General features: G+C 72.0%; 9 protein-coding genes. 4 read left to right on the forward strand and 5 right to left on the reverse strand.

What is annotated here, in order from left to right; translation table 11 throughout:
• The first annotated feature begins 493 nt into the window (after positions 1-493).
• Entirely contained in the window at positions 494-4120 is a 3627-nt protein-coding gene (locus ACFYYN_RS13265; protein WP_500545829.1) for a S8 family peptidase, read from the forward strand.
• Positions 4121-4171: 51 nt separating this feature from the next.
• On the opposite strand, the gene ACFYYN_RS13270 is transcribed toward ACFYYN_RS13265, so the two are convergent.
• The gene (locus ACFYYN_RS13270; protein WP_500545831.1) at positions 4172-6367 is read right to left on the reverse strand and encodes a TIGR03767 family metallophosphoesterase; all 2196 of its coding nucleotides are present in this window, start codon (positions 6365-6367) and stop codon (positions 4172-4174) included.
• A 283-nt stretch (positions 6368-6650) separates the two neighbouring features.
• Complete coding sequence (locus ACFYYN_RS13275) at positions 6651-7445, reverse strand: SGNH/GDSL hydrolase family protein (protein WP_500545832.1); 795 nt, start codon at positions 7443-7445, stop codon at positions 6651-6653.
• Positions 7446-7664: 219 nt separating this feature from the next.
• Between ACFYYN_RS13275 and ACFYYN_RS13280 the strand changes: the two genes are divergently transcribed.
• Both ACFYYN_RS13280 and gap read left to right on the forward strand, forming a co-directional pair.
• Positions 7665-8615 (forward strand): GlxA family transcriptional regulator, encoded by a 951-nt coding sequence (locus tag ACFYYN_RS13280; protein WP_500545833.1) that lies wholly within the window; start codon positions 7665-7667, stop codon positions 8613-8615.
• A 146-nt stretch (positions 8616-8761) separates the two neighbouring features.
• Positions 8762-9760, forward strand: coding sequence for a type I glyceraldehyde-3-phosphate dehydrogenase (gene gap / locus ACFYYN_RS13285; protein WP_500323571.1), 999 nt, complete (start codon positions 8762-8764; stop codon positions 9758-9760).
• 49 nt (positions 9761-9809) lie between these two features.
• Here gap and ACFYYN_RS13290 read toward each other — a convergent pair whose 3' ends face one another.
• Entirely contained in the window at positions 9810-10298 is a 489-nt protein-coding gene (locus ACFYYN_RS13290; protein ID WP_500356978.1) for a YcxB family protein, read from the reverse strand.
• Between the two features lie 108 nt (positions 10299-10406).
• Here ACFYYN_RS13290 and ACFYYN_RS13295 point away from each other — a divergent pair, with 108 nt between their 5' ends.
• Positions 10407-10742, forward strand: a complete 336-nt coding sequence (locus tag ACFYYN_RS13295; protein ID WP_500545834.1) for a hypothetical protein — start codon at positions 10407-10409, stop codon at positions 10740-10742.
• Positions 10743-10755: 13 nt separating this feature from the next.
• Here ACFYYN_RS13295 and ACFYYN_RS13300 read toward each other — a convergent pair whose 3' ends face one another.
• The gene (locus ACFYYN_RS13300) at positions 10756-11610 is read right to left on the reverse strand and encodes a GNAT family N-acetyltransferase (RefSeq protein WP_500545835.1); all 855 of its coding nucleotides are present in this window, start codon (positions 11608-11610) and stop codon (positions 10756-10758) included.
• Between the two features lie 78 nt (positions 11611-11688).
• Positions 11689-13059 carry an alpha/beta fold hydrolase gene (locus ACFYYN_RS13305; RefSeq protein ID WP_500545836.1) on the reverse strand — a complete coding sequence of 457 codons (1371 nt, stop codon included), beginning with the start codon at positions 13057-13059 and terminating at the stop codon, positions 11689-11691.
• Positions 13060-13158 lie beyond the last annotated feature (99 nt).

Raw genomic sequence — 13158 nt, forward strand, 5'->3', positions numbered from 1 at the left:
CCACTTTGCCGCCCTTCCATCCGGGAGCGGCGGCGTCTCATGTGACCGTTCACCGGGGCGGAGTTCGCCACTCACCCTGCATGGCCTGTGCTCGGCGGGGGCGCGCGAGGCTTCTTTGAATGCCGCCGAATCCGGACGGAAACCCCCACGCCCGAGAACCCCGCGAAAAGTGGCCGGCAGCGGACAGCCGCGCTGAACCTACCGGCAGTTGAGTGCGAATTCAAGCACTTTACATCCGCACTTCACTGATGATCAGATTCGGTCAATCAGTAACCCAGGAGGGCACGTGCGGTTTCCCATATCCCGAAGATCTGCGGTGTGGATCGCAGCGGTTGTTGTTGCCGGTGTGACGGTCGCTCCCGCGTCCGGCGCTGCGCCTTCGCAGCCCCTGCGTGGCGCTGCGGCCGGACCGGGCGGCGCGCAGCGCGTACCGGTCTCGGTCACGCTGATCACCGGTGACAAGGTGAAGGCGTTTCAGGAGCCCGGTGGGACGGTGTCCGTGGACGACGTCCGGCGCGCGTCGGGAACCAAGGGTTCGGTGCGTGTCGCCGTCGAGAACGGCGACACCTACGTGTATCCCGATGAGGCGATGCCCTACATCGCGACCGGCAGGCTCGACAAGCAACTCTTCAACATCACGCAGCTGGTGGCCCAGGGCTACGACGACGCCCACACCGTCGCGCTGCCCCTGATCATCACTCAGTCCAGCGGCGCGACCGCCCGCAAGGGCGGTGCCACCGAGGACGCACTGCCGTCCGGTACGGCTCTGCCAGGAGCGACGGCCACCCTGGGGCTTCCGTCCATCAACGGAGCAGCCGTCAAGGCCCAGCGGTCGAAGGCCGCCACCTTCTGGTCGGCACTCACCGGCACCACCGGACAGGACGCCCCGCGGTCGGCGGCGCGGACCGCGGGGAGCCCGGACGATGCGAGCGCCCCCTCGTTCGCCGCCGATGTCGACAAGGTGTGGCTCGACGCCAAGGCGGAGGGGACCCTGGCGGAGACCACGGCGCAGATCGGGGCCCCCGAGGCGTGGAAGGCCGGTGGCACGGGCGCGGGCGTCCGGGTCGCCGTACTGGACTCAGGGGTGGACTTCACCCATCCCGACCTGGCCAATCGCGTCGTGGCGTCCCGTAGCTTCGTCGAGGGCCAGGAGGTCGTCGACCGCAACGGCCATGGCACCCACACCGCCTCCACGGTCGGCGGGACCGGCGCCGCCTCCGGCGGGAAGGAGCGGGGAGTCGCCCCCGGTGCGGACCTGATCGTGGGCAAGGTCCTCGGGGACGACAACTCGGGTGCCAACTCGGGGATCATCGCCGGCATGGAATGGGCGGCGCGGACCGAGCACGCCAAGGTGATCAACATGAGCCTGGGCATGTCGACGTGGCACACCCAGGACGATCCCATGAGCCAGGCGGTCAACAAGCTGAGCGCCGAGACGGGCGCGCTGTTCGTCATCGCCGCCGGCAACGAGGGAACCAGCCCCTACAGCGTGAGCGCGCCGGGCACCGCTGACGCCGCGCTCACCGTTGGCGCGGTGGACTCCTCCGACGTCCTCTACTCGCGGTCCGGCGCCGGACCGCGGTTGGGGGACGACGGCCTCAAGCCCGACTTGACCGCGCCGGGTGTCGACGTGCTGGCGGCGAACTCGCAGCAGGTGCCGGGGGCGGAGGGCTACTACCGCACCGACAGCGGCACCTCCATGGCGGCGCCCCACGTCACCGGGGCGGCGGCCCTGCTGGCCCAGAAGCACCCGATGTGGACGGGGCAGCAGATCAAGGACGCGCTGATGAGCACCAGCGCGCTGACCGCCGCCTACACCCCCTACCAGGCCGGCGCCGGCCGCCTGGACGTCGCGACCGCCTACCTGCAGGACCAGGTCATCGCGACCGGGTCCGTGGACGCGGGACTCGTACACTGGACCAAGGACCAGAAGCGGAATCCGGTCAAGCGGAAGATCACCTACACCAACACCACCGACAGCGCCGTCACGTTGCGGCTCACGGTGGACCGCGGCGACTCGCCCGCGGGGGCGTTCACCGTGGCCGCCGACCGTGTCACGGTTCCGGCGCGCGGCACCTCGACGGTCGACGTCGTCGCGGACCCCAGGGCGCTCGCGGCGGGCCGGTACGCCGCCCAGGTCACCGCACGCTTCGCGGCCGGTGCCGTGCACACGGCCATGGGGATGTCCGTCGAGTCCGAGAAGTACGACCTGACGGTCCGTCTGAAGGACCGGTCCGGGCAACCCGTCAGTGGCGAGGTCGAGATCACCGGTGCCGACGGGACCACCTCCGTCATGTGGGTCCCGGACGGCAGGCTCACCAGCCGCTGGGCCCCCGGCTCCTACACCGTCGTCTCCACCCTCGACGTCGAAGGCCGAAACGGCCCGCACTCCCTCGGGTACGCCGTACTGACCGCGCCCGAGGTGGACCTCAGGTCCGACCGGGAAGTGGAACTGGACGCGTCGCGCATCCGCCCGGTCAAGGTGGACACGCCCGAGCCCACGACCGTCACCAACAGCAGGATCGACCTGTACCGCTCCTTCACCTCCAGCGAGCCCACGTACAAGGACACACAGGCCCTGCACGAGATCATCATGACCTCGCCCGAGTACGACAGCCTGTGGGCGCTTCCGACCAAGGGCAAGGTGAAGAAGGGCAGTTTCGTCTTCACCACGCGGATCCGCGCCAAGCAGACCCCGCTGAAGATCACCTACGGCGGGCGCAGCCTCGACGAGACCCTGCTGGTGCAGCCCGGTTCCGCGCCGTTCCAGGACGGCACCTCGCACGTCGAGGCCGTCTTCGCAGGCACCGGCAGGCCCGCCGACTACGTCGGGCTGTCCGCCCGCGGCAAGGCCGTGGTCGTCCGTGCTGACGCATGGGTGGCCCCGGCGGACCAGGCGGCGGCCGCACGTGCCGCGGGCGCGGCGATGCTCCTGGTGGTCAACGACATCGACGGCCGCCTGACCGACTGGTACGGGGACCCGGACGGCTACACGACCGGGCCCCTCCCGGTCGCCTCTCTCACCGTCGACGAGGGCGCCGACCTGATCAAGGAGATCACGTCCCCGGGGAGGACCAAGCTGGCGGTCGAGGCCCATCCCTCGCCGCGGTACCTGTACGACCTGGCCGACTACCACCACGGCGGCGTGCCCGACGACCCCTCCGCGTCGACGGACCCCGGCAGCCTCGCCCGCGTCGACAACGTCTTCGCCACGCCCGCCGGCAAGCAGATCAGGGAGAGCCGGGAGGACAGCCCGCCGTACGAGCAGTACCCCGCCGGCCATCCCTACAGCTTCGGGCCGCGCAACCCGACATTTCCGAGGGAGCCGGTCGCACCGGGTCCCCGAACCGACTGGGTGTCCGCCGGCGACGGCGTGAAATGGCAGCAGTACGCCGGCGTCGCCGACGGCCTCACAAGCTTCACCGACGTCGTCGGCTACCGTCCGCGCAGCGTGCAGAGCCAAAACTGGTTCGGCCCCCTCATCCGGCCGCGCATGCTCAGCTTCGAGGTCCCGCAGCGATTCGGCGACGTCATGACGGGCATCATCACGGGCTTCGGTGACGGAGGAGCCGCCCACAGCGGCAGCACCGGCCTGATGTCCCGGGACTTCGCGCTCTACCAGGGGGACAAGAAGGTGTACCAGAGCGGACCGTACGCCGACTTCGTCGCGGTCGACCTGGCCCCGCAGACGCTCCCCTACCGGCTCGTGGTCGACACGCAGGGGAACACCGACGTCACCCCGTACTCCTCCACCACGCACACCGAATGGAGGTTCCAGTCCGGAACCGCCGACGCTCAGGTCATCCCGCTGGTCCAGCTCGACTACGGAACGGAGGTGGACCGCGCCGGGCAGGCGAAGCGTACGTCGGCCTTCTCCGTCACTCCCGTCGTCCTCGGTGGTGACGCGACCAAGGACGCGGTCTCCTCGGTCAAGCTCGAGGTGTCCTACGACGACGGGGCCTCCTGGCAGCCGCAGGACCTGAAGGCGAGCAAGGACACCTGGCAGGCGCAGCTCCACGCGCCGGCCCGGGCGGGTTACGTGTCCATCCGCGTCACCGCCAAGCAGCACAACGGCGGCGGCATCACCCAGACCGTCACCCGGGCCTTCGGCCTGAAGTAGCACGCCGGCGTGGGACGGGGCGGCACCTGCTGTGGTGCCGCCCTCGTCGGGTCAGGGGGCCAGCAGGTTCAGCCAGGTCCCGGTCCGGACGGTGCCGTCCGCGGGCAGGCCGCGGGAGGACTGGAAGGACCGCACCGCGGTGTCCGTCGCCGGGCCGAAGGCTCCGTCGACGGTCAGTCCCGCACCGCGGGTGTTCAGCAGGTACTGCACGGCGGAGACAGCGGGTCCGGTGTCGCCCTGCTTGAGCGTCGCGACGACGAGCGGCTGCCAGGTCGCGGGGCCGACGACGCCGTTCGAGGGCAGACCGCGCGAGGTCTGGAAGGAACGGACACCGGCGGCGGTCGTGATGCCGAAGACGCCGTCCACGGCGAGCCCCACCCCGCGGGCATTCAGCAGGTACTGCAGGGCCCTGACCCGGGTGCCGCTCTGGCCCTGCTGCAGCAGGGGCCAGTCGGGCGCGGGCGTGCCGGCTCCGGTGGGCAGCGCGAAGGGCAGCGGGAGCAGCAGCTGGGTGTTGCGGGCCGTCGGTGCGCCGCGCCGCAGGTCGATGCCGCGGGCGACGGACTGGATGTCGTTGGCGGCCAGTTCGCGCGCCAGCGAGGCGAGCGCGGCGGGGGTGCCGGTGTCCCCGCCGTACGACAGCGGGGCGTCCGCGTCGACCATGGTGGTGAAGATCGACAGGTGGCCGCCGCCCTCGGCGATCTCGACGATCCGGGACTGCACGGGCCAGTCGATGTGCGAGGCGGTGTTCACCTCCCAGAATCCGGCGCTGAGCGCGGAGGTCCAGGCGGGCTTGTGCGCGGTGATGTTGTTGGTGTGCGTGTGGCCGTCCACCATCAGGACGACGTTCGGGAAGCGCAGCAGCTTGTCGCGCAGGTCGGCGCCGCTGTAGGGCGCGTCGTCGTCCGTGTTGTCCATCGAGTCGAGCGTGTGGTGGCAGCAGACGACGATCAGCTTGTCCCTGACCCCGGGCTGGGTGACGACGGTGCCGGGACCCGTGCCGTTGGGCCGGTCCGTCTCGTAGCGGGAGCTGTTCGCCTTCAGCTGCGCGTCCAGCCACTCCCACTGCGCCTGGTCGAGGGCGCCGTCCGCGCCGCCGCCCGGGTTGGTGGTGTCGAGCACGAGGACCTGGACGAGGTCGGAGGGGCCGGAGGGTATGGCGTAGTACGCCCGGTCGCTGCCGGAGGTGAAGCCGTGTCCGGCGGGGGTGCCGGTGGTGCGGAAGTGCTCGGCGACGAACTCGCGCCGCTCCAGCAGGCGTCGTGCCGGGTCGGCGGTGACCTTCTCGGTGTCGAGGGTGAAGTCGCCGGTGATGATGTCCGTCAGCAGCTCGATGTAGTAGGCGGGCCCGTTGTCGAAGACGTCGGGGACGCCCTCGATCTGGGTGATCTTCGTCGAGCCGGTCGCGATGCTCTTGAGCGGGTCGAACGGCAGGACGTCCGGCGCCACGTTGCCCTGCACGAGGCCGTCGTGGTTGCCGTAGGCGGCGTACCAGGGCATGCGCAGGCCGCCCGCGGTGAAGGGCCTGCGGGCGGCGGCGAGCAGACCGGTCACCAGGGGGAAGCCGGCCAGCTCGTTGTTGTCGGCGGGGCTCTGCCGGGCCTGCGGGTGCCAGTAGTGGACGTCGGTGCCGAACCGCCCGCCGCTCACGCTCTCGTCGAGGGCGAGGTTGCCGGAGTCGGGGGTGACGGTGTTGCCGTCCAGCAAGTCGATGTACCAACGGGTCTCGTTGTACTGGCAGTTGTCGACCGCGTCGCCGGTGACGACGGTGAAGGCCAGCGGTGCGCCGGTCCGCGGTCCGCGTCCGACCTGCCGGACGGCGCGGCACATCGCGTCGGTCGTCTGGGTCGACAGGAACTCGTGCGCGCGGTACGCGGACTCGGTGGGATACGAGTTGTAGTGCGGCGGGCCGTAGTCGGCGAGCCGGTCGAGGCACTCGACGCGCAGCGGTGACTGGTCGTCGACGATGTGCAGGTCGGACATCTGGGCGAAGGCGATCAGCGACCGGGTCACCGTGGGTGCGGTGACGTTGGCCAGGTCCTTGCGGACGAGGTGGGGTTCGCCGGGCCCCGCGACGATCCCGCGGTAGCCGGACCCGAGGTCCGGGCCGCGCAGCAGCGTACGGTCCAGGGTCGACAGGCCCGGTACGGAACCGTCGTCGGCGGTGGTCCGGGGGGCGGCGGCCGCGAGGCCGGCGAGGCCGCCTTGGGCGACGGTGGCGGTCACCACGCTCACGGCGGTCGCCATCAGCATTCTTCGGCGCGTCAGAGACATTCCGCATCCTGTTCGGTCGTCAGCCGCCGTACGCGGGCAGCACGGCATGGCGATGGGGGGACGAGGGAGGCGCGCGGACCACCCGGTCGTGGAGCAGGACCGGGCCCGCCAAGAGTGGCAAAGGGAGGGCCCGACCGCAAGGAGTGATACAGCCACTCATCCACTTTCTGACCGACTCACTTGTCGGTGACGGCATGACGCGACCCCGCACGGCCCTTCGGGCGCGGCCGTACGGGGTCTGCGGGGAGGTGGGTGGTCAGCTGTTGGCGTTCAGCACGGGGTAGTAGCCGCTCGAGTGGCCCTTGGCGGTCGGGTGGTAGGACTCCCAGCTCGGCGAGACCACCAGGGAGTGCAACCAGTCGTCGCCGGAGCACAGTTCATGGCCGTTGAAGGTCCCCCGGACGTCGCCGAAGACGAAGCCGTGGGCGGCGGCCCTGGCGGCGATGACGCCGTCGAGGACGTCCGCGGCCTCGTCGATCTTGCGGTGCTTGGTGTCGGACAGGCCGACGCACAGCACGTTCAGGGTGTACACGCGGGGATAGCCGAGGACGACGACCTTGGCGTTGGGGGCCTTGGCGCGGATCGCGTTGTAGGTGGCGTCCAGGCGGGCGGGCAGGGTGTTGCGGGCGTAGTTCTCCGCCTGGGTGACCCGGTTGACGCAGTCGGTGTCGGAGCCGATCACACAGGTCGTCATAACGTCCGAGAAGCCCGCGTCGTTGCCGCCGATGGTGAGGGAGACCAGACCTGTGGAGGCGTTCAGCGGGCCGAGCTGGGTGTTGGTCACGTCCGTGGTCACCGCACCCGAGCAGGAGGTGTCGGCGAAGGAGGAGGGGGCGTGGGCGTTCTTCCAGAGGTACGGGTACGCGCTGAAACTCCGGTGGCAACTGCCGCTGGCGCTGTCGTAGTTGCCCGCTCCGTTGCCGGCGGAGTACGAGTCCCCCAGCGCGACGTAGGCGGGCCCGGCGGCGTGTGCCGGGGTGGACCACAGCAGGCCGAAGGCCAGGGTGACGATCAGGGTGGTCAGGGCCGACAACGACGTGGTGCGTCTCACGGAACCTCCCTGGGCGGAGAGTTGACTACCACTTGGTAGCCCCGGACCCGGCCCGTTGGGAAGTGTCCATGACAATGGAATGTTAAAATTTCTTCGCGCGTAGATCCCGTGTTCGGCTCATCGCCGCCTCCGGGCCGGGGAGGCGCCGGGCGGCCGGTGGCAGGATGCTTGCGGTGGTGGCCGGCCACGCCACCGGGCGGGAGAGCCGGAGGAGGCCCGTTGAGCCGCAGGAAGAACCATCACGTCGTCGTGCTCGTGCTGGAGGGTGCCAAGCCGCTGGACGTCGGGATCCCGGCGCAGGTGTTCTCCAACCGGCCGAGCATGCCCTACGACGTGCGGGTGTGCGGCGCCGCACCCGGGCTGGTGACCGGCGGCGACGGGCTCTCGTACCACGTGGCGGAAGGACTGGAGGCGTTCGAGGACGCCGACACCGTCTTCATCCCCGGTTACCGGGAGCCGGCCGGCGCCGAACCGCCCGCGGCGGTCGTCGGCGCGCTGACGGCGGCCCACGAGCGCGGGACCCGGCTCGCGGCCATCTCGACCGGGGCGTTCGCGCTGGCGGCGACGGGCCTGCTGGACGGCAAGCGGGCCACGACCCACTGGCACTACACCAAGGCCCTCGCCGAGCGGCACCCCCTGGTGCGGGTGGACGAGAACGTGCTGTTCGTGGACGAGGGCGACGTGCTCACCTCGGCCGGAGCGGCGTCCGGCATCGACCTGTGCCTGCACCTGGTGCGGCGGGACCACGGCGTCACCCTCTCCAACCACGTGGCGCGGCGGCTGGTGGCGGCGCCGTACCGCAGCGGAGGCCAGGCCCAGTACGTCCCCCGGAGCGTGCCCGAGCCGCTCGGCGACCTCTTCGCCGGCACCCGCGAGTGGGCACTGGCGCACCTGGCCGAACCGCTGACGCTGGAGACGCTCGCCCGCAACGCGCGGGTCTCGGCGCGCACCTTCTCACGGCGGTTCGTGGAGGACACCGGCTACACGCCGATGCAGTGGGTGCTGCGGGCCCGGGTCGACCTGGCCCGCGAACTGCTGGAACGCACCGACCTGGGCGTGGAGCAGATCGCCGACCGCGTCGGCCTCGGCACCGGCGCGAACCTGCGGCTGCACTTCCACCGCATCCTCGGGACCTCCCCCACGGAGTACCGGAACACCTTCTCGGCCTGACCGGGAGGAAGTGGCGAGGGAGTGGCGGGATCCTCGCGATCGATGGCGCAAGGTATGGCGGGATACTTGCGCATGCTGTCGTTCAGGCCACTGCCGCAAGGGCCCGCGCATGCGGAGCATGGAGGCGGCAACGAAAGGAACCCGCCATGACCCGCATCGCCGTCAACGGATTCGGCCGCATCGGACGCAACACCCTCCGCGCCCTCGTCGAGCGCGGCAGCGACCTCGAGGTGGTCGCCGTCAACGACCTCACGGCACCCGAGTCCCTCGCGCACCTGCTCAAGTTCGACAGCGCGCTCGGCCGGCTCGGCCGCACCGTCGAGGTGGACGGCTCCGAGCTGGTGGTCGACGGCCGCCGGATCAAGGTGCTCGCCGAGCGCGAACCGGCCAAGCTGCCGTGGGCCGAGCTGGGCGTCGACGTCGTACTGGAGTCCACCGGCCGCTTCACCTCGGCGGAGGCCGCCCGCGCACACCTGGCCGCCGGTGCCAAGCGGGTCCTGGTCAGCGCCCCCTCCGACGGCGCCGACGTCACCCTCGCGTACGGCGTCAACACCGAGGAGTACGACCCGGCCCGGCACACCATCGTGTCGAACGCCTCGTGCACCACGAACGCCCTGGCCCCGCTCGCGTCCGTGCTGGACGACCTGGCCGGCATCGAGCACGGCTTCATGACCACGGTGCACGCCTACACCCAGGAGCAGAACCTCCAGGACGGCCCACACCGCGACATGCGGCGCGCCCGCGCCGCCGGCGTGAACATCGTGCCCACCACCACCGGGGCCGCCAAGGCCATCGGCAAGGTGCTGCCGAAGCTCGACGGCAAGCTCTCGGGCGACTCCATCCGCGTGCCCGTGCCGGTGGGCTCGATCGTGGAGCTCAACACCACGGTCTCCCGCGAGGTCACCCGCGAGCAGGTGCTGGACGCCTACCGGGCCGCCGCCGACGGCAAGCTGAAGGGCATCCTCGACTACGCCACCGAGCCGCTGGTCTCCAGCGACATCACCGGCCACCCGGCCTCGTCCATCTTCGACGCCGCCCTCACCCGCGTCGACGGCCGCCACATCAAGGTGGTGGCCTGGTACGACAACGAGTGGGGCTTCTCCAACCGGGTCGTCGACACCCTCGAACTCCTCGCCCGCGCCTGACCGCCGGTGGGGGGCCGGCAGCACACGCCGGCCCCCCGACCGCGCCCCGTCAGGAGAACGGCCGGTACCAGGGCCGCTTCACCGGGGGCAGCCGCCGGGCGAAGAAGGCGGCGACGACGGCCTGCTGGGTCTCGTCGAAGGCCCGCTTGGGGAAGAACCCGTAGGCCCCGCTGACCTGGCGCAGGTACCAGAACCCCGCACGCTCCCGGGCCTCGCGGTAGGCGTCCCAGCCGACCTCCGCCTGCGAGACGGTCGTGCGCAGCGTGTAGGCCTGCTCCGTCAGCCGGACGGTCCACGGTTCGGCGAACTGGCGCGCGATCCTGCGGACGGCGAGACGGACCGCGACGACCTCGAGGAAGAACGGCATGCCGATCCCGTAGAAGAGCAGCCACTTCTTCGGCTCGTCCGAGAACAGGGACAGCGCGCCCAGCAGGGCCAGGAGAAGGCCGAGGACGGTGACCCCACGGATGGCGGGCGAACTGCGGATCGCTCTGCGGTACTCCCGTCCCGTCATCTGGAACGTCGCGGTGAGGTCCACGGCCGGGTACCGCCTTCGTCGAGGGTGACGGGCTTCACGTGCCCGGACGCCGAGAGGGTACCGGGCGCCCCGAACGCGCCCGTCCTCGGGGGGATAGGATCGCGCGCCGTGGCGACCCCGAGCTTCATCGACTGCTGCGCCGGGCCCGAACTCGCCTGGGTGCGGACGCTGTACGAGTCCCACCACGACCAGGAGTCCCTGCTGTGCTGCGCGGCCTGCCGGACCTACTGGTTCCACCGCTTCCACGAGCACCCCGGCTGGTCCGGCGGCGACGACCTGACGACCTGGTACACCCGCCTCACCCCCGCGGAGGGCGAACGCCTCCGGGACACGGCCGACCCGTCCGCCGAGGACCTCTCCTTCCTCCGGACGCGCCCGGGATGGATGGACGACGCCCGCGGCTCCCGCCGGGTCGACGGCGCGCCGGACCACCCGCACGGCTGACCGGCCTCGCCGGCTACTGCCCGCGGGCCGGCTGACCGGAGATGAGCAGGGTGGTACCGGCCGGGCGGAAGCCCAGGCGGGCGTAGATGCGGGCGACGGTCCGGTGCGCGTAGGCCAGGAAGACGGTGCGCACGCCGTGGTCGCGGGCGTGGGCGGCGAGGGCGGCCGTCACGGCGGCGCCGAGGCCCTGGCGGCGGGCGGTGGGGAGGGTGCCGACGCCGCCGATCTCCGTGGTGCCGTCGGCAGGATGGTGGTGGCCCGCGGCGAGCGGGGTGCCGTCGGGGGCGAAGGCGGCGAAGAGCGTCTTGTGGCCGGTGCGGAGCGAGGGGGCGGTCGTCGCCACGGTGGCGTCCGCCCGCAGCGCCTCGGCGGCCGCCGCCAGTTCGGCGCGGCCCGCCGGGCCGGTCGCGGTGCCCTCGTCGGCGAACGCCAGCCCGGGGAGGGCCAGTACGGCGGGGAGCGCGGGATCGTCGGCGTGCACCTCCCGGATCGTGACCCCGTCGGGAAGGGGCTGCCGCAGCAGCGGACGGCGGGGGTCGAGGACCATCAAGGGGCGTTCCGCCACCGGGAGACCGGCTGCCTCGATGCTCCCGCGCAGTGACGGCGTGACCTCCGCGAGCCATTCGAAGGCCTGCGGCACGCCGAGTTCGCGCTGCCGGGCGCGGACCCGGGCGATGTCGTCCGCGGAGGGCGCCCCGCGGCCGCCCACCGCATCGGGGCGGGCGTGGCCCGGCCCGCCGTAGTAGGGGGTGCCGGGCTCCTTGCGGACGAACAGGCACAGGGAGCCGAACCTCTCGGCTTCGGCGAACAGCAGCGGCACCGTGGCGTAGTAGCGCTCGATGCGGTCACGCGGGGACGGCTCGGTCATGGGGTGCAGGAGACCACGGGCCGCAGGGCGCCGCATCCGGATTGACGGATGCGGGCGCCCCTGCGGCCCGCGCGGCCGTCAGCGCCCGAGCAGGAAGTCGTGGACCGCCTGGCGGCCCTCGTCGCTCGCCGCCCGGCTCTGCACGGAGTGGGCGGCGCCGTGGACCACCACGACCTGGGCCCGCGGGGTCAGCTTCTTCTGGTCGTACAGCCATTCCAGGGGCGTCGACAGGTCCCGGTCGCCGCCGAGGAGCAGCACCGGGACGCCGGGGAGGCGCCGGTGCGCGGCAGGTAGCGGCGGGGCCGGGGTGCGGGGCCAGTCGAGGCAGCTGAGCATGGAGCCGAGGCCCGTCGCCGTGACCGCGTCGAAGGGGCCGTGGTCGGCCGGGGTCAGTTCGGCACCCGCCTTCTCCAGCGCGTCCCGCCGGCCGGCAACCGGGGCGTCCGACCTGCCCCAGGGGTAGCGTCCGTCGAGGCACAGCGTCGAGGCGTGGAGCCCCTGGCTGAGTTCCTCCGCGGTCGCCGCGCTGCCCTGCCGTACGCCCTGGATGAGGCCGTTGAGCAGTCCCGGGTCGCCCTCGGCGGCCTGGTGGAGGGCGTCGATCATGTCCGCGTAGTCGGGGTCGACGAACTCCCAGGTGGTGAGCGCGTCCAGCACGTCGACGCCGTTGCCGTAGGTGTCCACGACCTCGGCCAGATCCGCCGCCGGGTCCGTGGCGCAGCCGATGCTCGCGCACGCCGCCGTCAGCACGCGCGGCGCGGCCCGCATCGCGGCCAGGTCCATCGGGTCGTAACCGGTCTGGGGCACCACCGAGTCCAGCACCATCCGGGCCACGTGCCCGGGGTGGGCGAGGGCGTACCGCTCGGCGGTGTAGGTGCCGTAGGAGACACCGTCGAGGGTCATCTTCCGCACGCCCAGCGCGCGGCGGAGCAGTTCGAGGTCGGCGACCGTGTCGCCGGTGCCGTAGAAGCGGCGGTCGGGACCGATGGCCGCGGCGCAGTCCCGCACCGCGCGTGCGGTGGGCGGCGTCAGGTCCGACGATCCCATCTGCTCCTGCAGCGCGGGGCATTGCAGTGCGTCGCCGCCGGTGCCGCGCTGGTCGATCATGACGAGGCGGTAGTCCTTGAGCACCGGCTCCAGTACCTTGCGCATCCGTTCCACGAAGGGGACGCCCGGCTGTCCGGGGCCACCCGTCAGGAACAGCAGGACGCCCTTGGGGGCGTCCGCGTTGTCGCCCATGGCGACCTTCAGGCCCAGCCGGCCCCGTACCGCGCCGCTGTGGTCGAGCGGAACCGTCAGCGTGGCACAGCTGAAGCCGTCCAGGCCGGGGCAGGCCGCGGTGCCGGAGAGCCCCCCGCTCCCCCCGGCCGGCCCCGCGGCCCCCCGGTCCTGTGCCGACGACGTGCAGGTGCCCGCCACCATCAGCAGGCCGGCGGCGGCCAGCGCCACCGCCGCTCGTGCTCCGGACCTCCGCGTCCCCCGTGCCGTTCCGGCCCCGCGCATCACCCGCATCGCACGCACCCCCGCCCTCCGGCGCTCTCTGTGCCC

This window comes from Streptomyces sp. NPDC001902 (assembly GCF_042891295.1).
Lineage (GTDB): Bacteria > Actinomycetota > Actinomycetes > Streptomycetales > Streptomycetaceae > Actinacidiphila.